The organism is Paraburkholderia sp. BR10872, assembly GCF_040965835.1.
GTDB classification, from domain to species: domain Bacteria; phylum Pseudomonadota; class Gammaproteobacteria; order Burkholderiales; family Burkholderiaceae; genus Paraburkholderia; species Paraburkholderia nodosa_A.
This window is the reverse complement of record NZ_JBFRCN010000030.1, coordinates 81,165-100,734: the sequence shown is the minus strand read 5'-3', so window position 1 is coordinate 100,734 and position 19,570 is coordinate 81,165. Positions and strand designations below refer to the sequence as shown.

Genomic DNA, 19,570 nt, shown 5'->3' with positions numbered 1-19,570 from the left:
GTTCAAACTTTCACTCCTGATAAGACGGGTCGATGCGCGTGACACGACGGATCAGCGCGTCGAGCACGTTCTGGCCCGCGCCGTGTTCGGGCGAGAACTGCAAGGCGTCGCGCGTCGAGCGTTCGGTAATGGCGGGCGAGATCGGCAGCGTCTGACCGCGCATCGAATCGGTCACGACCTGCACCTCGCACGCGCGATTGAGCGTCCAGAGCAGCGCAAAAGCGTGCGCGAGGGTCACACCATGCGAAAGCAGCCCGTGGTTGCGCAGAATGAGCAGCCGCTTGTCGCCCATCGACTTCAGGATGCGCGATTTTTCTTCGGCGTGCACGGTGATGCCTTCGAAGTCGTGATACGCGACCATGTCGTGCAGCTGCGCCGAATAGAAGTTCGTATACGCGAGGCCGCCTTCCATGCACGCCACCGCGAGCCCTGCCGTAGTGTGCGTATGCATCACGCAATGCGCGTCTGCCACGTTTGCATGTATCGCGCTATGAACCACGAAGCCGGCCGGGTTGATCGGATACTCGCTCGGACTCAGGATATTGCCTTCGAGATCGATCTTGACGAGATTCGAGGCCTTGATTTCGTCATACGTGAGCCCGAACGGGTTGATGAGGAAATGCTTGTGCGGCCCGGGCACGCGCAGCGTAATGTGATTGAAGATCAGCTCGGTCCAACCCATGAGATGAAACACGCGATACACAGCGGCGAGTTGCACGCGCACCGCCCATTCCGTGGGGTCGCACCATTCGGGGCGCGTGCGCTGGATGTTTTCATTCATGAAAGTCTCCTCGTGGCGGGCTCTGATCTCGCCGATCCTACGCGCAAATAAATGCGTGTGCAAGCATCAAACTTTCCCTGAAATACCTGCAGAACAGCGCTTTCATCGATGCTATCCTGACGGCGTGGCCGCATTTCGCGGCCGGTGAAAACCAGGCGGGAAGATCCATGACGGGGAAGTACAACATCGCGGAGCTGTTCACCTACCGGCTCCATGTGCTCAAGAAGCAGACCGATCGCACGATGAGCGACGCGTTCGAGGCAGCGCTCTCCCTGTCGCTCACGGAGGCGCGGCTGCTGCTCAGCGTGGGCGCGTTCGGATCGTTGTCGGTGTCGGATCTCGGGCGCGTGTCGAATCTCGACCGCAGCCAGGCGAGCCGCGCCACCGACGTGCTCGAACGCAAGGGCCTGCTCGCCAAGACCTCGAACGAGGCGGACGGGCGCGGCGTGCTCGTGGCGCTCACGGCGCAGGGGCGCAGTACCTACCGGCGCGCCACGGCGATCTCGAAGGCGACGAACGACGCGATTCTCGCCACGCTGAGCGAGCGCGAGCGCGAAGTGCTGGCAAGCGTGCTGGCCAAGCTCATACAGAGCGGGGAAGCGGGCGAATGAAGCGCGCTCCGCGCGCGACGGGATGAACGCGGGATGAACGTGCGTTAGCCGCGCGCCGCAGGCTGGCGGAATTTCGCGGCCAGTTCGCTTGCGCTGCGTGCAAGCAACGACACGTCGCTGCCCACGGCGACGAACGTCGCGCCAGCTTCCAGATATTCGTTCGCAATGACCGGATCGGCCGCGAGCACGCCCGCGCCTTTGCCTTGCGCGCGCACAGTGCGAATGCCGTTGCAGATCGCCTCGCGCACCTGCGGCGAGCCTGGCTGGCCCAGCAGGCCCATCGAAGCGCTCAGGTCCGCGGGCCCGAAGAACACGCCGTCCACACCTCCTGCCTGCGCGATGGCTTCGAGCTGCGCGAGCGCGCTCGCCGTTTCCACCTGGACCAGCACGCACAGTTCTTCCGCTGCGTGATGCAGATAGTCCGCAGAGCCGTTCCAGCGCGAGGCACGCGCAAGCGCGCTGCCCACGCCGCGCACGCCGTGCGGCGGATAGCGCGTCGCGGCGACGGCGGCGCGTGCCTCCTCGGCGTTCTCGATCATCGGCACGAGCAGGGTTTGCGTGCCGATGTCGAGCAGTTGCTTGATGATGGCCGCGTCGTTGCGCACGGGCCGCACGATCGCGTGCGTGGGGTAGGGCGCGACGGCCTGCAGTTGCGCGAGCGTGCTGCGCAGATCATTGGGCGCGTGCTCGCCGTCGATCAGCAGCCAGTCGAAGCCCGTATTCGCAAGCAGTTCGGTTACGTACGAGTCGGCGAGTGCGGCCCACAGGCCGATTTGCGGGCGGCCTTGCGCGAGCGCGCGCTTGAACGGGTTGGCGGGTACGGCCATGATGACGGCATCCTGATCAGATGAAATGGAAACCGATGCCGCCCAGCGTGCCGTAATCGGCATGGAACGTATCGCCCGCGCGTGCCGGAATCGGCGCCGTGAACGAGCCGCTCAGGATCACATCGCCGGCTTCCAGGCGCTCGTCGTGGCGCGCGATCTTGTTGGCGAGCCAGGCAACGCCGGTTGCCGGATGGTCGAGCACCGCGGCGGCCAGGCCGCTTTCCTCCACGGCGCCGTTCCTGTAGAGCAGCGCGCCGACCCAGCGCAGGTCCACGTCGAGCGGCTTGACCGGGCGGCCGCCCAGCACGACGCCCGCGTTGGCGGCGAAGTCGGAAATCGTGTCGAACACCTTGCGTGGCGCTTTGGTTTCGCGGTCGAACTGCTCGATGCGCGCGTCGATGATCTCGATGGCCGGCGTCACATAGGCCGTTGCGTCGAGCACATCGAAGAGCTTGACGTCGGGCCCTTGCAGTGGCCGGTTCAGCACGAACGCCAATTCCACTTCCACACGCGGCGCGATGAAGCGGTCCGCGCGAATCTCGCTGCCTGCGGGGATGAACATGCTGTCGAGCAGCGGCGCGTAGTCGGGCTCGTCGATCTGCGACGCGCGCTGCATGGCGCGCGACGTCAGGCCGATTTTGCGGCCCTTGATCGTGTGGCCCGCGGCGAGCTTGAGTTTGACCCACTCGCGCTGGATCGCGTAGCCGTCGTCGATTGTCATCTCCGGATGCAACCGCGAAAAATGCCGCAGCTGCGTGCGCGTGCGTTCCGCTTCGTCGAGCCGTGCGGCCAGCTCGCAGATGGTTTGCTGATCTAGCATCATGAACTCGCGTTTTTGAGCCGGGCGTGCAGGTTGTTGTGCTTCCACGCGCCTTCCTCGCTGAACTCGACGATTTCGAGCGAGAGCGCGAGGCCGTGCGACGCGAAGGCTTGTTCGAAGTGCTGCTTGATCGCCTCGAAGAGCGCATCGCCCGTCGCCCGTCGCACGGCCTGGGAGCGGCCTGCGCCGATCTTCAGGCAGCCGTGCAGAAAGGCGTTCCCGGGGTTGCCGTCGGCAATGAAGTACTGCTCGCAGCGCAGCGCACGGGTGCGAATGCCGCCGCGTGGATACACGCGCGCGCCGTTCTCGTCGCGTTGTGCATCGAGCACGTGCGCGAGCGATTCGCATAGCTGACCCATGCTGCTCGCATCCGCGAGATTCGCGCTGTATTCGAGGGTGAGATGGGGCATGGCGTTCTCCCGTGTTTGAGCCGCTTAAGCCGGTAGCGGCATGACCGGCAGGATGGCGTTGATCTGCCCTGTGCCGGAGCTGCCGAAATACGGCGTGACGACTTCCGCCCGGCCTTCATAGCGGTCCCACCCGAGCGCGCCGAGCAGCATGGCCGTGTCGTGCATACCGCCTTCACCCCAGCACTTTTCGTTGTACATCGGCAGCATGTCGCAGAAGGTTTTCCAGTCGCCACGCTCCCACATCGCCACGACGTTGCGATCGGTCGCTTCGAGAAACGGGTCCCAGACCTTGTGCATGAAGGCTTCGGCCGTGCCGTTGTTGGCGAAGTGGTGGCTCAGCGACCCGCTCGCGAGTATCGCCACCGTGCCGTCGTAGCGCTCTTCGATCGCGCGGCGCACGGCCAGGCCAAAGCGCGCGCTGGTGGCGAGGTCGTGCCACATGCACCAGCCCGCCACCGAAACCGTGCGGAAATGTTCGTCGCCGTTCATGTAGCGCATGGGGACGAGCGTGCCGTATTCGAGGTCGAGCGTCGTTTCGCTATGGGCGCGCGTCTTGACGCCCATTTCGTTCGCGACATCGGCAATCAGATGGCCAAGCTGCGGATTGCCGGGGTACGCATACGGCATGTTCTTGATGAAATGCGGCAGCTCGTTGCTCGTGTAGACGCCTTCGAAGCGCGGCGCACAGTTGATGTGATACTCGCTGTTCACGAGCCAGTGCACATCGAACACGACGATCGTATCGACGCCCAGTTCGCGGCAGCGGCGGCCGATCTCGTGATGGCCGTCGATGGCCGCCTGGCGGCAGCCTTTGTGGGGGCCGTCCAGTTCGGAGAGGTACAGCGAAGGCACGTGCGTGACCTTGGCCGCCAGCGCGAGTTTGCCCATTACACGCCCCAGTGCGGAATGTGATGCGAGCCGAGCGAAACACACACGTTCTTCGGCTCGAGGAACACTTCGTAGCTCCATGTGCCGCCTTCGCGGCCGACGCCAGAAGCCTTCGTGCCGCCGAACGGCTGGCGCAGGTCGCGTACGTTCTGGCTATTCACGAAGCACATGCCCGCTTCGACGGCGGCGGCCACGCGCAGCGCGCGGCCGGTGTTCTCGGTCCACACATAGCTGGACAGACCATAGGCGATGTCGTTGGCAAGGCGGATCGCATGAGCTTCGTCGTCGAAGGGAATCAGGCACGCCACCGGGCCGAAAATTTCTTCCTGCGCAATGCGCATGCGGTTATCGACATCGACGAACACGGTCGGCATAACGAAGTTTCCGTTCTTCACCGCGTCGGGCAGCGCCGGCGCGTCGAGGCCGCCGCAAGCGAGCGTCGCGCCTTCCTTCGGTCCGAGCTCGATATAGCTGCGGACCTTCGCGAGATGGCCCTGGCTGATCATCGGGCCGAGGATGGTTGTCTCGTCGAGCGGATCGCCTACGCTGATGCGCTTCGCACGCTCGACGAAGCGCTCGGCGAACTTCGCGTAGATCGAACGCTGCACGAGAATGCGCGAGCCCGCCGTGCAGCGCTCGCCGTTGTTCGAGAAGATCATGAACACGGCGGCGTCGAGCGCGCGTTCGAAATCGGCGTCGTCGAAGATCACGAACGGGGATTTGCCGCCCAGCTCCATCGAGAACTTCTTGAGGCCCGCGGCCTGCACGATGCGGTTGCCCGTAGCCGTCGAGCCCGTGAACGAAACGGCGCGCACGTCGGGGTGCGCGACGAGCGGCTCGCCCGCTTCCTTGCCATAGCCGTGCACGACATTGAGCACGCCCGCCGAAATGCCTGCATCGAGCGCAAGCTGGCCGAGCATCGAGGCCGTGAGCGGCGATAGCTCGCTCATCTTCAGCACGGCGGTATTGCCGAACGCGAGGCAGGGCGCGACCTTCCACGTGGCGGTCATGAACGGCACGTTCCAGGGCGAGATGAGCGCGCACACGCCCACGGGATGAAACAGCGTGTAGTTCAGATGCGTGGACGTGGGGTAGGTGTGGCCGTCCACGGCGGTGCAGACTTCGGCGAAGTAGCTGAAGTTGTCGGCGGCGCGCGGCACGAGTTGCTTGCCGGTTTGCGAAATGGTCTGGCCGGTGTCCTTCGTTTCGGTCTGCGCGATTTCGGGCACGTTCTTCGCGATCAGCTCGCCGAGCTTGCGGATCGCCTTCGCGCGCTCCGCGGCGGGCGTTGCCGCCCAGGCGGGAAAGGCGTCTTTCGCGGCGCGCACCGCGAGATCGACTTCCTCTGCGCCGCCGCGCGCCACTTCCGCGAGCACGTCCTGGTTCGCGGGATTCACGGTTTCGAAGTAGTCGCGTCCGCTGTGTGCGCGGCCGTTGATCAGATGGTCGATTCGCATGTCTAACGTAGTCCGTGTTCGATTCGTTGGCGGATCAGCGCCCGTAGTCGACGTCGCTCGCGACGGTGTTGACGAGACGGCCCAGACCGTCGATCTCGCAGACGACTTCGTCGCCTGCATTCACGTTGACGACGCCTTCGGGCGTGCCGGTCAGAACGACGTCGCCGGGGGCGAGCGTCATGAAGCCGCTCAAATACTCGATGAGTTCCGCGACGCCGGTGACGAAATCGCGCGTGTTGCCGTTCTGCTTGAGTTCGCCGTTCACGTAAGTGCGCAGGCCGAGCGCGTTGACGTCGGCGACATCGGCGGCGTCGACGAACCAGGGGCCGAGCACGGTGCCGCCGTCGCGGTTTTTCACGCGCAGGTTCGGGCGGTAGTAGTTCTCCAGATAGTCGCGGATCGCGTAGTCGTTCGCGATCGTGTAGCCGGCGACGTACTGCATGGCGTCCTCGCGTTTCACGTGCTGCGCGGTGCGGCCGATCACGACGGCGAGCTCGCACTCGTAGTGCATGAACGTGACGTCGGCGGGGCGGCGCGTGGTGCCGCGATGGCCGATCACGCTGCCCGGCCCCTTGAGGAACACGAGCGGCTCTTCCTGCTTCGAGAACTGCAGTTCTTTGGCGTGCTCGGCGTAATTGAGCCCGAGTGCGAAGATCGTGCCGGGCTCGAACGGCGCGAGCCAGACGACTTCATGTTCCTCGCGCACGCGGCCGTCGGCGAGCCGCACGCGGTCTCCTTCGGGCGTGGCTTCGTGGATGGCGCCTGCATAGGCAACGCGTGCGCGCATCATGCTTGTGCTCCCAGCGCCACGTCTGCCGCGACGAATTCGATTTCGAGTGGCGCCCAGTCTCCAATGGAGATCGCTGCACGCGCACCGGCCTGAACCACGGGTGCGCCATGCGGCACGCCGAGCGTGATGACGTCGCCGGGGGCGAGCGTCATGAAGTCGGTGACGTCGGCGAGCAACTGGGCGACGCCGCGAACGTTCGTGGCCGTCGTTGCACGGAAGGCCGCGCCGCCTTCGACGTTCACCGCAATGGCAAGCTCATCCGGATCGGCCGCATGCCGGCGCGCGACCACGGCGGGGCCGATTACGCAGAAGTTGTCGCGTGCGCGAAACCGCACCGAGGGGCGATAGACGCTCGCATGCGGCACGCTCAGATCGGCCACGAGCGTATACCCCGCGATGTAATCGAACGCTTCATGTGCGGCGACGCGCGCGGCGGTGCGCCCGATCACGACGCCGAGCGATGCGCCCACCTGGACGCCCTCGCCGCCGGGCACGGCCACGCGCGCGCGGTGGCCTGCGAGCGTGTTGCGCGGCTTCAGGTAGAGAATGGGCGCGCGCGGCGGCGCCTTGTAAGGGGGCGCGTTCACGGCGTCGCCCAGCGCTTCGAGCGCGTGGCGGTCGTTGAGCAGCGTGCCGTAGACAGCGCCGCTCACAGGCGCCCGGCAACGCGCACCTGTGGCGAGCAGCCCGCGCACGGCAGCGGCGCTGACGTCGCGCGGCAAGGCCTCGCCTTCGACGTGCAGCAGATGATCGGCAACGGAAAACATGGCTTGGATTGGCTTCACGGAAACACTAATATGTGAGTGATAGTGCGCTTGCTATGATCCCTCGTCAATCGTCGATGAGAACTTTTCGGGTTTCTCCTGGGCCTGTTCGTCGAATTCTTCGTTTAGCTGAAACCGCCATGTCCGATACTTCGCGCCCGACCACTCGCGTTGCGCACCGCAACCTGCCCATGCTGCTGCTGCGCGCGCGCGAAAAGATGATGGAACGCTTTCGCCCGCTCATCACGTCGCACGGCCTCACCGAGCAGCAGTGGCGCGTGATCCGCGCGCTCAATGAAAGCGGACCGCTCGAGCCGCGGCAGATTTCCGACCTGTGCACGATCTCCAGCCCGAGCATGGCGGGCGTGCTCGCACGTATGGAGACGCTCGGCCTCGTGACGAAGGAGCGTTTCGCCGACGACCAGCGGCGCGTGCTCGTCTCGCTCACGAAGAAGAGCCATCAACTCGTGAAAGCGATTTCGAACGAATTGGAGGCGCGCTACAAGGCGCTGGAAGCGGAGGTGGGGCCGGAGGTGGTCGAGCGTGTGTATCGCGCGATCGACGATCTGCTCGCCGGCCTGGAGGCGTGAGCGCGGCGGGCGCTTTCGGGCGCGCCCGCCGGCAAAGGTGAGGCTTTTCGGGAGCGGTCTGCGCCGATCGTTCGGACCGCGTAGGAGGGCGTGGCGCGACTACGCGAGCGAAGCGAACGCCTCGTCGAGTTCGGCGGCGTTTTGTGGACGCACCACGCGCGCGACCTCCACACCGTCGCGCAGGAAAATGAGTGTGGGCCAGAGCTTCACGCGAAACGAGCGGCCGAGCGCGCGGCCCGGTCCGTCTTCCACTTTCAGGCGACGCACCTGCGGATTACGCTCGAACGCCGCGCCGATCAGCGGTTGCGCACCCTGACAATAGCCGCACCAGTCGGTGCCGAATTCGACGACGGCGGCCCCGCTGAGCGAGTCGATTTCCTTGCGGGCGGGCGCGTTCGTGGCGTAGCTCATCGTGTGATTCCTCGTATTGGCATCTGCAGACATCCACATACGATACTGCATCGCGCGGCAACGTTCAGGCTTCGCAATGGACGCCCCAAATGGACAGTCGCGCGAGAGGTGAGGCTTTTCGGGAGTGAGCAGGTTGCCAACCGGTCACGCACCTTGAACGGAGTGGCGCGAGCGCGTGGGACGTGCCGCCATGAGCAGAAGTACCTTGAAAACAAGGGTGAAATGCAAATCCGACGTGAGGTGCGGTGAGCGCGAACCGATCGGCAGACGCACTCGAAGCGGCGAGAATCCACGTTTCGAAGCGCAATGGTGAGCGTTTGCGGGAGAGGTCGTAACACGCCATCGGCGCTCGTGTGAAGCGAGGCGAGGCACCTGCCGATCCATCGTGCGAAATCCACATTAGCCCTGATTTCAAGGCGTTTTTTAGTCGCCGGGCGTGACGAAGCGACAAGCCGTCGCGCTCGCGGCTTCTGCGCGTGGGCGGCAAAGGTGAGAAGATTCGGGAGTGCGCTTTGCGTTGCTCCTCGCGCTGCCGGGCCTCGAATGGACGCCCGCACCCGATGGGTATATAACATTGAAACGTGCGTGATTCTTTTGACTACTGCTCACCAAGGGAGATCGAGTTCATCATGACGAGCGACGACAAGCAAAAGCAGGACGCTCAAAAGCCTGGCGCCGGTTCATCGCAACCGGATCTGGAGAGCCTGAACGCCGCCTTCAGCCACGTCGACGAAGGCGTGAAGTCCGGCAAGATCGCGGCGGGCGCGGCCAAGGGCCTCGTCTTCAGCCTCGTCGAAACGCTGGGCGCGCTGGTGGGCGACCCCGACCTGCCGCAACACGCGCGTTCGGGCTACGAAGGCTTGCTCGAAGCCGCGCGCGAACTGCGCGCCAAGCTGGAGCACTAATCGTTTTCAACGCGTGCGGCGGCTCTGCCGGGTCAGCAGTCGCACGCTCACGCAGCCAGCAGGGCGGCCGCGAGGCCGTCCGGTGCTGCGCCGATGCGTAGCTCCGGCGTGCCGTGCCAGTCCGCGCAACGCTGCAGCGCCCGGCGCAAGTCGGCCACCAGACGGCCGCTCGCGCGTACGCCGGGCTCCAGATGCAGCGATTTCACCTCGAACACCTGCTGCGCCCGATGCGCCTTTGCGTCGATGCGCCCGATCAGCCGTCCGCGATTCAAGATCGGTAGTGCGAAGTAACCGTATTTGCGCTTCGCGGCCGGCACATAGCATTCCATGGCGTAATCGAAATCGAATAGCGCGAGCGCTCGCTTGCGATCCCACACCACCGGATCGAAGGGCGAGAGCAGGGTCGTGACCGTGGAGGCGAGCTTGCCGCTCGCCGCTTCGCCGATGAGGGCCGCGTGCTCGCGATGCACGAACGCATCGTGTTTCCAGCCTTCTACGCGCACGGGCAGCAGCTCGCCCGCGTCGGCGAGTGCGTGGAGGGCATCGGCATACGGGCGGCGCGGCAGGCGGAAGTAGTCGGCGGCCCAGTCCGCGCGGATCACGCCGAGCGCGCGGCAGGAGCGCAGGAGCAGCGCGCGCTCCGCTTCGGCGCGTGGCGGCAGGTCGCGCGCATCGTTCCAGTGCGGCAGTACGCGCTCGGCCACGTCGTACACACGCTGGAAGTTGTGCCGCTGCGCCACCATCAGCGCGCCGGTTGCGAACAGTACTTCCAGATGCCGCTTCTCCGGCTTCCAGTCCCACCAGCCGCTGCCTTTGTCGCCCTCGGCGCGCGCGAAGTCGGCGGAACGCACGGCGCCCTCGGCGCGGATGCGCTCGAGCAGGGCGTCGATCTCGTCACGGTATTGGTCATGCCACTCGGCCGCGTATTTCCAGCCCATGCCGGAAGGGTCGAGCATGCGATGGCGCAGCAGCCCGTAGTCCTCGATCGGCAGGAAGCAGGCCTCGTGCGCCCAGTATTCGAACAGGCGCCCCTGCGCGAGATGCGCGTCGAGCCAGGCCGGCTCGAACGCGCCAATGCGGCTGAACAGCACGAAATAGGGACTGCGCGCGACCACGTGGATCGTGTCGATCTGCAGCTGCGCCATGCGGCGGATCGCATCGAGCACGTCTTCTTGCGTAGCCTTGCGGCGCGGCGGCGTGAGCAGCCCTTGCGCCGCGAGGTGCAGCGTGCGAGCCGCCGCGAGCGGCAGAACTAGCGAGGAACCGGCTTCGGCAACCGTTGGCGCTTCTGCAACCTCCACAGCGCGCTCACGCATGAACGCCCGCGACCACCGTCACCGGCCGCAGCGCAGCGAGCCGTTGATGGATCTGCGCGACCACAGCCGCGCCTTCGCCCACCGCCGCGGCCACGCGCTTGGTCGAGCCCGCTCGCGCGTCGCCGATCGCGTAGACGCCTTCCACCGAAGTCGCGAGGCTGCACGACTCGTTGTCGCCGGTCAGCACGAAGCCGTGCGGGTCGAGCTTCACGCCGCATGCGCGCAGCCAGCCGGTGTTCGGGTCCGCGCCCGTGAAGAGGAACAGATGGCGCGAATCGAAATGGTCGACGCCCTCCGGGCACGGCATCTTCAGGCGCACCGAGGCGAGGCCGCTCGTGTCTTCGTCCAGGCCGCCGATCTCGCTGTGCCCATGCACGTGCACGTTCGAGAGCGAAGCGATACGGTCGATCAGATAGCGCGACATCGTCGATTCGAAACCGGCCTTGCGGATCAGCACGTCGATCTGGCGCGCGTGCGTGGAGAGGTAGACGATCGCCTGGCCCGCGGAATTGCCGCCGCCCACGAGCACGATGTTCTCGTGCTTGCAAAGCTTCGCCTCGACCGGTGAGGCCCAGTAGTAAATGCCGCGCCCCGTATAGCGATCGATGCCCTCGATCGCGGGCTTGCGGTACACGGCGCCGCTCGCGATCACGACCGTATGCGCGCGCACATCGCCGCTGCAGGTTTCGAGCCGCCGCGGTTCTTCATCGCAGATCAGCTTGCGCACCGAGACCGGAATGGCCACGTGTGCGCCGAACTTCTGCGCCTGCACGAACGCGCGGCCGGCGAGCGCCTGGCCGGAGATACCGGTGGGAAAGCCCAGATAGTTTTCGATACGCGAGCTGGCGCCCGCCTGGCCGCCGGGCGCGCGCGAGTCGAGCACGATCACCGAAAGGCCTTCCGAAGCGGCGTAGACCGCCGTGGCGAGACCGGCCGGGCCCGCGCCCACCACGGCGACGTCGTAGACGCGCTCGCCGTCGAGCTCGGGCAGGATGCCGAGGCACGTGGCCAGTTCGGGCGCGCTGGGACGGCGCAGCACCGACCCGTCGGGGCAGATCACGAGCGGCAGGTCCTCGCAGCGCGCGGCGAAACGCTCGATTACGCCGCAAAGCATGCCTTCGTCGCGCTCGTCGAGCACGGAATACGGATGGCCGTTGCGCGAAAGGAAGCCTTGCAGCGAAACGAGCGTGGGATCGTCGTGCTTGCCGACGAGAATCGGGCCGCCCGCGCCCTTTTCGATCAGCGAGACGCGGCGCAGGATCAGCGCACGTACGATGCGCTCCCCGAGTTCGGCTTCCGCGACGATGGCCGCGCGCAGCCGCTCGGGCGGAATCAGGATCGCATCGACGGGTTCGAGCGCCATGCCGTCCACGAGCGCCGGGCCGCCCGAGAGCTGGCCCACTTCGGCGAGGAAATGCCCGCGCCCATGCTCGACGATGAGGCGCTCGCGGCCCAGCCCGTCGCGCTGGAAAACTTTGACCGAACCGGAGAGCAGCACGAACATGCCGGGGCCGGTTTCGCCCGTGCGAAAGAGCAGCTCCCCTGCCGACCAGTGGCGCTCTTCGCCGAAGCGCGCGAGGCGCGCGATTTCGTCGTCGGTGAGCTGGGGGAACATCTGATGGCGCCGCGTGGAGAGCGTCGAGAACGGCGCTTCGGCGGGTTGCGGCTGCGTGTCGGAGTGGCGGCTCGCGGAAGGAAGTTCCTCGGATTCGGGAACCTCGGCTTCGGTGATCGTGCCCATCTGGCGGTTCTCCTCGTGCGGGCGGCTCGGGAGCGGGCCGCCCGGATCAGACAGCTTTAGGCGTGATGTTGACCGGGACTTCGGTGTGGGCGTGCATCTGGAGGGACTCGAGCGTGCGGCCGGCGTCGCGCCACGCATCGAGACCGCCCAGCAGCGGCACCACATCGGTAAAGCCGGCCTCGGCTAGCTTCTTCGCCATCCAGGCCGCGGAAATTTCATTGGGGCACGAGCAGTAGATCACGAGCTTCTGGTCGTTGGGGTACTTGCCGACGATCTCGTCGAGCTTGCGCTCGTCGGCGAACAACGCGCCCGGAATGATGTACGGATCGAGCTTGCGCTTTTCTTCTGAACGAATGTCGAACACGACCGGCGGCGGCTTGGCGCCCATCGCGCGGTAAAGGTCTTCCACCGTGATGCGCGCGTTCGCGAGCTTTTTGATGAGCTGGCGGCGGCGCTGCCAGCGGTAGGTCGCGTAAAGCACCAGCAGCACGGCCACCACAACGAGGGCGAAGCGGCCAAGGCGGCTTGCGCCGCTCATCAGCATGTCGATCTGCGGCGCGAACATCACGCCGACGAGCAGGCCGGTGCCGGACCACAGCGCCGCGCCGATGCCGTCGAAGCCGACGAACTGGCGGTAGGGCACGCCCATCGCGCCGGCCATCGGCACGGACACGAGCGACAGCCCCGGCACGAACTTGGCGACGGCGAGCACGCGCACGCCCCAGCGGCCGAAAAAGCGCTCGGTTTTTTTCACGCAGGTGTCGCGCGAGAGCGAGAGCTTGCAGAGCGTCTTGAGCGTGTTGCCGCCGTAGAGGCGCCCGGCCATGAACCACACGCTGTCGCCAATCAGCATGGCGAAGATGGCGAGCCCGAGCACCGGTGCGACCTGCTGGCCGATCGAACCGGGATGCATGGCCGCCATCGCGCCGAACAACACGAGCGCGGGCATCGCGGGCACGGGCAGCCCAAGCGATCCGGCGAGCACATTGATGAACACCAGCGCAGGCCCGTATTGCGCGACGAGGTCATGTAGCATCGGCTTACTTCCGTTGCGCCGTCAGGCGAGGAACGGGAAAGATAGAAGGGTAACGTAAAGATTATGGACGTATTTCGAACGCGTGCAAGCGACCCCCTGCACGCGCGTGAGAATGCCTGCCGAGTAGGGCAGGCATATGAAAAAAGCGCCGGATTAAAAGAGAGAAACGCGAGGTGTTCGCGAGAGGCGCCCGATGAGTGGAAAGCGACAGTACGCGGCACACGAGACTGCGCGTGCCGCGTTCGTGTCGTCAGTTTCGGTGCGCTTAGCGCGTGTGTGATTCCCCGGGCAGCTCGGCGCCTTGTGCGCGAATGGCCGCGATCAGCTCGGCCGGCGTGATTTCGTAACGCACTTCGCGATGGATGCCCGGCTTGCGCTCGTCGACTTCGACCAGCAAGAGGCTTTTGCCGTCGGCCGCCGATTCGAGGCGCAGTGAACGCAGTTCGCGTCCGGTCGCGTCGTCATGCTCGGTGAGCAGGGTCATGTTTCCGGAAGACCCGGTCGTGCGCATTGATGTTGTCCTCGTGCGTTGGGTGGTCGAGCCATTGTACGGGGTCGGCTGCGCGGCGTGTTCATGCAAGTGAGCGCAGACACACACAGCGAGATCGCTGTGCCGCGACCCTGGCCAGCCAGTGTAACGCGACTCGCCGGCGCAACGCCCGTTTTTGCGCGCCCTGCAACGGGCCATGCGAAATGCGTTGCGCGTTGCACCGCTGTCATGGTTGCGAAGCAAAGCGATGCCAGGCGCCAGGCGTGCGCAACAGAAAAAACGGCCCACCCGGGCAGGCCGGGCGAGCCGTTGAAACGCCGTTGTTACTCGGATCAGCAAACCGGGGTACGGCTTGCTGACGGTTTTCATGGTGCCGCCCGCGCGCCGCACTGTCGAGATGGGACTAACGCCGATCTCTCAGACCAATAGACGGAGCCACCCGACTGCGTTTGCGGCGCGGCGTGCGAGCCGGTAGTTATGCTGCGATCTCCTCGGCTGCTTCGGCAAGATTGACGCTCTGGCGGCGCGCCGGGGTGCGGGCGGGCTTTGCGGGCTTTTCCGCTTCGGCGCCTGCCACGGTGAAGAGGCGCACGGCCTCGTCGAGCACGTCGGCCTGCTCGGCGAGCCGCTGCGCCGTGGCGGCGGCCTGCTCGACGAGCGCGGCGTTCTGCTGCGTGGCGCTGTCCAGATGCGCGACGGCCTGATTGACCTGGCGGATGCCTTCGGCCTGCTCGCCGCTGGCGTTCGCGACCTCGGTGATGATCGACGAGACGCGGCTCACGGCTTCGTCGATCGAGCGCATCTGCGCCGTCGTGTTGCCGACGAGACGCGTGCCCTCGGCGATCTCGTTGACGCTGGCGTCCACGACCTGCTTGATCTCCTTGGCCGATGCCGCGCAGCGCTGCGCGAGCATGCGCACCTCGCCCGCCACCACGGCGAACGAGCGGCCGGCCTCGCCCGCACGCGCGGCTTCGACAGCGGCGTTGAGCGCGAGGATGTTGGTCTGAAACGCGATGCCGTCGATCACGCCGGTGATGTCGCTGATCCGGCGCGATGCGTCGGTGATGCCCGTCATCGTGCGCTCCATCTGCGCGGCGATCGAGCCGCCCTCGGCGGCGGCGGACTGCGCGTCGCGTGCGAGATCGAGCGCGCGGGCGCTGGCTTCGGCGTTGGCCTGCACGGTGGTCGTGAGCTGATCCATCGTGGCCGCGGTTTCTTCGAGCGATGCCGCCTGCATTTCGGTGCGGCGCGAGAGATCGAGATTGCCGCTCGAGATTTCGTGCGCGGCGTCGAGCATGCCGTCGATCTGCGAGCGCACGTCGAACACGATCGCCGTGAGATTGGCCTGCAACTGGTTGAGCGCCTGGAGCACGTCGCCGAGATCGTCGTTCGTGGCGACCGCGAGCGTGGCCGTGAGGTCGCCCGCCGCCATGCGCGTGGAGGCCGTGGTCATCTGCGCGAGCGGTGCGCCGAGGTGGCGCGTGGTCAGACGCCAGGCGCCGAACGCACACAGGCAGGCCGCGCCGAATGCACCCCAGAACGGCAGCGGCGGCAGGCCCTGCCAGGCCGCGAAGCCGGCCGCGGCGAACACGGCGGGCACGGCGCCATAGCCGAAGGCGATACGCGTGGCGATGGGCACGCGCAGGACTGACTGCAATGCGCCCACGAGGCCTGTGCGCACCACCGAGCCGTGGCGCAGCCGCACGCCTTGCAGACGGCCCCCGCGCATTTGCGTGTAGAAGGCTTCTGCCGTGCGGATTTCCTCGCGCGTGGGCTTCACGCGCACGCTCAGATAACCGACCACCGTGCCTTGCTCGGAGACGGGCGTTACGTTCGCGCGCACCCAGTAGTGGTCGCCCGACTTGCGGCGGTTCTTGACGATCGCGGTCCAGGGACGGCCATCGCGCACGGTCTCCCACAAGTCGGCGAACGCTTCGGCCGGCATGTCGGGATGACGAATGATGTTATGTGCCTTGCCGATCAGCTCTTCTTTCGTGAAGCCGGACACCGCGACGAACGCAGGATTGCAGTACTGAATGCGGCCCTTGAGGTCGGTGGCCGAGACGAGCATCTGCGAAGCGGGATAGTCGAATTCCTGCTGCGTGACGGGTTGATTGTTGCGCATGAGATTCCTTCGATGGGGCCGCTTGAGACCCAACAACACAGCGAGGCATAACGGCATTTCCCTTACAAACTTTAGGGGTATGCACGCGTGAGGCAGGTCTGGTCCGATCCGCGCGCAGCGAGAAAATCCGTTGTGCTATCAATGGATTGGCGCGGATGTTGGGGGGTGTATGCACAGACTTTTCCCCGTTAACTGTGGACAAGTCCAGTGCCTCCAAAACGTGCAACTTCTCTGTCGCCTGGCGCATTGACGTTTGCGATCAGGGACTTAGGTTCGCTGTCCAGAAGTTGTGCACAGGGCTGCCAACAAAATCTGTGGAAAAGACGGGTGCGTTTCGAGGCGCTGCGAGACGGTGTTGCCGCGATTGGGACCGCCGTGGGTTAACCGAAGCGCATCAAGGACTTGATGCGGTCTTCCAACGGTTACGCACAGGGCTGCCAACAAAATGTGTGGACAAGTCATGGCGTGCGGAACGGTTCGTGTTGCCAACGAAACCGGCCTCGACGGCGCGCTCCGAACGACGCGCCTCACCGGCGACTTAACCTTGAGTTATGTCGTCGTAACCGATTTCAATTGCCGCCTCGCTGCAAGCATTGAATACTCGGGTGCGGCGCACGAAGCGCCGACGGACCATCCGGAGGAGACTAAATGAAAAAAGTTGCAACGCTCGCAGCAGTCGTCATGGGATGTACGTATCTCGGGCCGGCTCAGGCGCAGGACGCCACGAGCGCTACTCTGAAAAAAATCCGCGATACAGGCGTGATTGCCCTGGGCGTGCGGGAATCGTCAGTGCCGTTCTCCTACTACGACAGCGAGCAACACACGATCGGCTATGCGCAGGACATCGCGCTGAAGATCGTCGACGAGGTGAAAAAGGAGCTGAAGCTCGACAAGCTCACGGTCAAGGAAATTCCCATCACTTCGCAGAACCGCATTACGCTCGTGCAGAACGGCACGATCGATATCGAGTGCGGTTCGACCACGCACACGAAGGATCGCGACAACCAGGTCGCGTTCACGAACAGCTTCTTTCAGTACGGCGTGCGCCTGATTGCGAAAAAGGATTCCGGCATCAAGGATTTCCCCGATCTCGCAGGCAAGACGGTCGTGACCACGGCGGGCACGTCGGAGGACCGGCTGCTGCGCGAGATGAACAACGACAAGAAGATGGGCATGCAACTCATCGCCGCCAAGGACCACGCGGAGTCGTTTCTCAACGTGAAGACGGGGCGCGCGGTCGCGTTCGTGATGGACGAGCCGCTGTTGTACGGGGCGCGGGCCAAGGAGGCGGACCAGCAGGACTACGTGATCACCGGTACGCCGCCGCTCTCGGAGGTTTATGGCTGCATGGTGCGCAAGGACGATCCCGTCTTCAAGAAACTGGCCGATGGCGTGATCGCTCGCATGCAGACTTCGGGTGAAGCGCAGCGGCTGTACACGAAGTGGTTTACGCAGCCCGTGCCGCCCAAGGGGATGAACCTGAACTATCCGTTGTCCAACGAGAATCGGGCGCTGTTTGCGCATCCGAACGATCGCGCGCTCGACTGATCGCAGGTTTTCAATGCGGCGGCCGCAAGCGCGCGGCCGCCACGCATGGCCGCGTAGATGTGAAGGTTCGAAGTCCCGACGACTGCGCCGAGCTTTTCCAGCATGAAGAAAATCGATGTCGCCAGCGGTGTCGCTAAAAGCCAATTCCATTTGAAAGAAAATACAAAATATGGAATGATATCGATTCTCATTACCGTGGAACTCTCCCCAGCCCCAACCAGGTCTATGCGCTGCTCTTGAACCGCTGCGAAGGCGGCATGACGTCCGGCAGTCACGTGGATGGTGCAGTGCGTGTGCTGCCCAACGCCGTGAAAACTGCGCGCCGACGTTTCCTGCACGCTCTTTCTCTCGTCGCCGACGAATGCGACGGCGGCGAACCTGGCTTCACATTGCTGCTGCTGTTGATCGGTCTCGGCATGCAGGAACTGCTGGCGCGCCTGCCGTTTCTCACGCGCGCGCTCGAGTGGGCGGGAGTGGCCTTCCTGCTGTACGTTGCGACTCTGGAGTGAAACATGAGCTTTTCCGATACCGCCGAGATCGACGCGCCGGCAACGCCGCGCGCACGTCTCGACGCCGAACGGCGCGACGAGCGCGCGAAGCGCTCGCGCCGTGCGACCTTCATCAAGTGGTTGCGCAAGGTGCACGGCTGGGTGGGCCTGTGGGGCGCTGCGCTCGGCCTGCTGTTCGGCGCAACGGGATTCGTGCTCAACCATCGCGCCGAGCCGCTGCGCATTTCGCCGGGCGCGCCGCAAGTCTCGACGGTGCAGATTGCCGTGCCCGACCCCGCGCCCGAAACGCCGCGCGAGATGGTGAAATGGTTGCGCTCTCAACCGGATCTGAAACTGCCCGCGCGCATGGGCCGCGTGCAGAAGGAGCCCGAGCACAACGTGGCCTGGGGCGATCGCCAGGTCGTGCAGCCCGAGCACTGGCAGATCATGTTCACATCGCCCGGCGAGAGCGTGATGGTCGAGTACTGGCTGGGCAACGACAAGCTCACGCTCAAGCGCAACGACAACTCGCTCGTCTCGACGATCACGAATCTGCACAAGGGAACGGGGATGAGCGTCGGCTGGGTGCTGTTCATCGACAGCTTCGCCGGGGCGCTCATTCTGCTTTCGCTTACGGGCGTGCTGCTGTGGACGGAGTTCAACAAGCGCAAGACGGTGGGTGCCGTGCTGTTGTTCGGCTCGATTATCGTGGCGGTATGCGTGGGCCTGGCGTAAGCCTCGACGTGTGAACCCGGCAACGGGCGCGAACGTCGATGTTCGCGCCCCGTTCTTCTTTCAGTCTTTCACGCCGCGCTTGCGCAGCAAGTACGTGTCCATGATCCATCCGTTCGCTTCGCGCGCCTGGCCGCGAACACGGACAATCTCGTCTTTCACGTCTTCGAGCCGGCCCGCCATCAGGATCTCGTCCGGGGTGCCGACATAGGCGCCCCAGTAGATATCGAGTGCTTCGCCCGCGATCTGCGCGTACGCGTTCTGCGCGTCGAGCATGACCACCGCGCTGTCCACGTCCCGCGGAAAACCGCCCTCCGCGAGCCGCCTTCCCGTCGTGATGCTCACCGGCTTGCCGATGAAGTTGAGCGGCACGCGATGCTTCGCCGCGAGCGCCTGCACGCTGCTGATGCCGGGAATCACCTCGAAGTCGAACGCGAGCCGGCCATCCGCCAGGATCGAATCGAGAATGCGGATCGTGCTGTCGTAGAGCGACGGGTCGCCCCAGACGAGAAACGCGCCGCATTGGCCGTCGGTCAATTCCTCTTCGATCAGGCGCTCGAATACGCGCTGTTTGTCGCGGTTGAGCTCGTCCACCGCGGCCTTGTAATCGAGACCTTCGTCGCGGCGCCGCTCGGGGCTCGTGGCCTCCACGATGCGATAGTCGTGGTCCTTGATGAAGCGAGCGCAGATTTCCTTGCGCAGCGCGACGAGCTTGTCCTTGGCCGCGCCCTTGTCCATCACGAAGAACACGTCGGCTGCGTTGAGCGCTTCGATTGCCTGCACGGTCAGGTACTTCGGATCGCCCGCGCCGATGCCGATGATGAGGATCTTTTTCACGTT

General features: G+C 65.1%; 20 protein-coding genes and 1 pseudogene. 6 read left to right on the top strand and 15 right to left on the bottom strand.

All coding sequences use genetic code 11. From position 1 onward, the window contains the following. Window positions 1-10: 10 nt before the first annotated feature. Complete coding sequence (locus AB4Y43_RS22925; protein WP_069261516.1) at window positions 11-781, bottom strand: class II aldolase/adducin family protein; 771 nt, start codon at window positions 779-781, stop codon at window positions 11-13. 167 nt (window positions 782-948) lie between these two features. Here AB4Y43_RS22925 and AB4Y43_RS22920 point away from each other — a divergent pair, with 167 nt between their 5' ends. Beyond that, window positions 949-1,392 (top strand): MarR family winged helix-turn-helix transcriptional regulator, encoded by a 444-nt coding sequence (locus tag AB4Y43_RS22920; protein ID WP_368728862.1) that lies wholly within the window; start codon window positions 949-951, stop codon window positions 1,390-1,392. Window positions 1,393-1,436: 44 nt separating this feature from the next. On the opposite strand, the gene hpaI is transcribed toward AB4Y43_RS22920, so the two are convergent. The 7 genes from hpaI to AB4Y43_RS22885 are packed head-to-tail and all read right to left on the bottom strand — an operon-like array spanning window position 1,437 to window position 7,351. Next, window positions 1,437-2,219, bottom strand: coding sequence for a 4-hydroxy-2-oxoheptanedioate aldolase (gene hpaI, locus AB4Y43_RS22915; protein WP_342946870.1), 783 nt, complete (start codon window positions 2,217-2,219; stop codon window positions 1,437-1,439). Window positions 2,220-2,235: 16 nt separating this feature from the next. Continuing rightward, window positions 2,236-3,039, bottom strand: coding sequence for a 2-oxo-hept-4-ene-1,7-dioate hydratase (hpaH, locus tag AB4Y43_RS22910; protein ID WP_368728865.1), 804 nt, complete (start codon window positions 3,037-3,039; stop codon window positions 2,236-2,238). After that, complete coding sequence (locus AB4Y43_RS22905) at window positions 3,039-3,449, bottom strand: 5-carboxymethyl-2-hydroxymuconate Delta-isomerase (protein WP_368682427.1); 411 nt, start codon at window positions 3,447-3,449, stop codon at window positions 3,039-3,041. Before AB4Y43_RS22905 ends, hpaH begins: the two co-directional genes overlap by 1 nt. Before the next feature lie 24 nt (window positions 3,450-3,473). Then, the gene (hpaD, locus tag AB4Y43_RS22900) at window positions 3,474-4,337 is read right to left on the bottom strand and encodes a 3,4-dihydroxyphenylacetate 2,3-dioxygenase (protein WP_069261513.1); all 864 of its coding nucleotides are present in this window, start codon (window positions 4,335-4,337) and stop codon (window positions 3,474-3,476) included. Beyond that, a complete protein-coding gene (gene hpaE / locus AB4Y43_RS22895) occupies window positions 4,337-5,794 on the bottom strand; it encodes a 5-carboxymethyl-2-hydroxymuconate semialdehyde dehydrogenase (protein ID WP_368728861.1) in 1,458 nt (485 codons plus the stop codon). Before hpaE ends, hpaD begins: the two co-directional genes overlap by 1 nt. Window positions 5,795-5,828: 34 nt before the next feature. Then, the gene (locus AB4Y43_RS22890; protein ID WP_368728860.1) at window positions 5,829-6,584 is read right to left on the bottom strand and encodes a fumarylacetoacetate hydrolase family protein; all 756 of its coding nucleotides are present in this window, start codon (window positions 6,582-6,584) and stop codon (window positions 5,829-5,831) included. Beyond that, the gene (locus AB4Y43_RS22885) at window positions 6,581-7,351 is read right to left on the bottom strand and encodes a fumarylacetoacetate hydrolase family protein (RefSeq protein WP_368728859.1); all 771 of its coding nucleotides are present in this window, start codon (window positions 7,349-7,351) and stop codon (window positions 6,581-6,583) included. The genes AB4Y43_RS22890 and AB4Y43_RS22885 overlap by 4 nt, the downstream gene beginning before the upstream one ends. A gap of 188 nt (window positions 7,352-7,539) precedes the next feature. Between AB4Y43_RS22885 and hpaR the strand changes: the two genes are divergently transcribed. Then, on the top strand, window positions 7,540-7,938 hold the full coding sequence (hpaR, locus tag AB4Y43_RS22880) for a homoprotocatechuate degradation operon regulator HpaR (RefSeq protein ID WP_069261859.1): 399 nt from the start codon (window positions 7,540-7,542) through the stop codon (window positions 7,936-7,938). 99 nt (window positions 7,939-8,037) lie between these two features. Here hpaR and AB4Y43_RS22875 read toward each other — a convergent pair whose 3' ends face one another. Then, complete coding sequence (locus AB4Y43_RS22875; protein ID WP_324154874.1) at window positions 8,038-8,349, bottom strand: thioredoxin family protein; 312 nt, start codon at window positions 8,347-8,349, stop codon at window positions 8,038-8,040. Window positions 8,350-8,978: 629 nt separating this feature from the next. Here AB4Y43_RS22875 and AB4Y43_RS22870 point away from each other — a divergent pair. Then, window positions 8,979-9,254 (top strand): hypothetical protein, encoded by a 276-nt coding sequence (locus AB4Y43_RS22870; RefSeq protein WP_028207911.1) that lies wholly within the window; start codon window positions 8,979-8,981, stop codon window positions 9,252-9,254. A gap of 47 nt (window positions 9,255-9,301) precedes the next feature. On the opposite strand, the gene AB4Y43_RS22865 is transcribed toward AB4Y43_RS22870, so the two are convergent. The 5 genes from AB4Y43_RS22865 to AB4Y43_RS22845 form a co-directional block, all read right to left on the bottom strand. Continuing rightward, entirely contained in the window at window positions 9,302-10,570 is a 1,269-nt protein-coding gene (locus AB4Y43_RS22865) for a winged helix-turn-helix domain-containing protein (protein ID WP_368605000.1), read from the bottom strand. After that, window positions 10,563-12,311 (bottom strand): FAD-dependent oxidoreductase, encoded by a 1,749-nt coding sequence (locus tag AB4Y43_RS22860; RefSeq protein WP_083244990.1) that lies wholly within the window; start codon window positions 12,309-12,311, stop codon window positions 10,563-10,565. The genes AB4Y43_RS22865 and AB4Y43_RS22860 overlap by 8 nt, the downstream gene beginning before the upstream one ends. A gap of 46 nt (window positions 12,312-12,357) precedes the next feature. Continuing rightward, a complete protein-coding gene (locus AB4Y43_RS22855; protein ID WP_069261507.1) occupies window positions 12,358-13,347 on the bottom strand; it encodes a DedA family protein/thiosulfate sulfurtransferase GlpE in 990 nt (329 codons plus the stop codon). Window positions 13,348-13,612: 265 nt separating this feature from the next. Then, window positions 13,613-13,858: a hypothetical protein gene (locus tag AB4Y43_RS22850; protein ID WP_028207914.1), complete on the bottom strand. Its 246-nt coding sequence runs from the start codon at window positions 13,856-13,858 to the stop codon at window positions 13,613-13,615. A 454-nt stretch (window positions 13,859-14,312) separates the two neighbouring features. Further along, complete coding sequence (locus AB4Y43_RS22845; protein ID WP_368728858.1) at window positions 14,313-15,962, bottom strand: methyl-accepting chemotaxis protein; 1,650 nt, start codon at window positions 15,960-15,962, stop codon at window positions 14,313-14,315. Between the two features lie 648 nt (window positions 15,963-16,610). On the opposite strand from AB4Y43_RS22845, the gene AB4Y43_RS22840 reads away from it, so the two are divergent. From AB4Y43_RS22840 to AB4Y43_RS22830, 3 genes and pseudogenes are all read left to right on the top strand, one after another. Next, the gene (locus tag AB4Y43_RS22840; RefSeq protein WP_342946878.1) at window positions 16,611-17,510 is read left to right on the top strand and encodes a glutamate/aspartate ABC transporter substrate-binding protein; all 900 of its coding nucleotides are present in this window, start codon (window positions 16,611-16,613) and stop codon (window positions 17,508-17,510) included. Between the two features lie 257 nt (window positions 17,511-17,767). Beyond that, a pseudogene (locus tag AB4Y43_RS22835) lies at window positions 17,768-17,953 on the top strand (hypothetical protein); the annotation flags it as partial. 69 nt (window positions 17,954-18,022) lie between these two features. Further along, entirely contained in the window at window positions 18,023-18,733 is a 711-nt protein-coding gene (locus AB4Y43_RS22830) for a PepSY-associated TM helix domain-containing protein (RefSeq protein ID WP_368728857.1), read from the top strand. 60 nt (window positions 18,734-18,793) lie between these two features. Here AB4Y43_RS22830 and cobF read toward each other — a convergent pair whose 3' ends face one another. Then, window positions 18,794-19,567: a precorrin-6A synthase (deacetylating) gene (gene cobF, locus AB4Y43_RS22825; RefSeq protein WP_368728856.1), complete on the bottom strand. Its 774-nt coding sequence runs from the start codon at window positions 19,565-19,567 to the stop codon at window positions 18,794-18,796. Window positions 19,568-19,570 lie beyond the last annotated feature (3 nt).

Coding starts and splice junctions, on each gene's coding strand:
- AB4Y43_RS22845 (WP_368728858.1), bottom strand. CDS start 15,962: ATGCGCAACAATCAACCCGTCACGCAGCAGGAATTCGACTATCCCGCT.
- AB4Y43_RS22840 (WP_342946878.1), top strand. CDS start 16,611: ATGAAAAAAGTTGCAACGCTCGCAGCAGTCGTCATGGGATGTACGTAT.
- hpaR (WP_069261859.1), top strand. CDS start 7,540: ATGCTGCTGCTGCGCGCGCGCGAAAAGATGATGGAACGCTTTCGCCCG.
- AB4Y43_RS22865 (WP_368605000.1), bottom strand. CDS start 10,570: ATGCGTGAGCGCGCTGTGGAGGTTGCAGAAGCGCCAACGGTTGCCGAA.
- AB4Y43_RS22905 (WP_368682427.1), bottom strand. CDS start 3,449: ATGCCCCATCTCACCCTCGAATACAGCGCGAATCTCGCGGATGCGAGC.
- AB4Y43_RS22925 (WP_069261516.1), bottom strand. CDS start 781: ATGAATGAAAACATCCAGCGCACGCGCCCCGAATGGTGCGACCCCACG.
- AB4Y43_RS22860 (WP_083244990.1), bottom strand. CDS start 12,311: ATGGGCACGATCACCGAAGCCGAGGTTCCCGAATCCGAGGAACTTCCT.
- hpaI (WP_342946870.1), bottom strand. CDS start 2,219: ATGGCCGTACCCGCCAACCCGTTCAAGCGCGCGCTCGCGCAAGGCCGC.
- AB4Y43_RS22920 (WP_368728862.1), top strand. CDS start 949: ATGACGGGGAAGTACAACATCGCGGAGCTGTTCACCTACCGGCTCCAT.
- AB4Y43_RS22890 (WP_368728860.1), bottom strand. CDS start 6,584: ATGATGCGCGCACGCGTTGCCTATGCAGGCGCCATCCACGAAGCCACG.
- hpaD (WP_069261513.1), bottom strand. CDS start 4,337: ATGGGCAAACTCGCGCTGGCGGCCAAGGTCACGCACGTGCCTTCGCTG.
- AB4Y43_RS22830 (WP_368728857.1), top strand. CDS start 18,023: ATGAGCTTTTCCGATACCGCCGAGATCGACGCGCCGGCAACGCCGCGC.
- hpaE (WP_368728861.1), bottom strand. CDS start 5,794: ATGCGAATCGACCATCTGATCAACGGCCGCGCACACAGCGGACGCGAC.
- AB4Y43_RS22870 (WP_028207911.1), top strand. CDS start 8,979: ATGACGAGCGACGACAAGCAAAAGCAGGACGCTCAAAAGCCTGGCGCC.
- AB4Y43_RS22850 (WP_028207914.1), bottom strand. CDS start 13,858: ATGCGCACGACCGGGTCTTCCGGAAACATGACCCTGCTCACCGAGCAT.
- AB4Y43_RS22885 (WP_368728859.1), bottom strand. CDS start 7,351: ATGTTTTCCGTTGCCGATCATCTGCTGCACGTCGAAGGCGAGGCCTTG.
- hpaH (WP_368728865.1), bottom strand. CDS start 3,039: ATGCTAGATCAGCAAACCATCTGCGAGCTGGCCGCACGGCTCGACGAA.
- AB4Y43_RS22855 (WP_069261507.1), bottom strand. CDS start 13,347: ATGCTACATGACCTCGTCGCGCAATACGGGCCTGCGCTGGTGTTCATC.
- AB4Y43_RS22875 (WP_324154874.1), bottom strand. CDS start 8,349: ATGAGCTACGCCACGAACGCGCCCGCCCGCAAGGAAATCGACTCGCTC.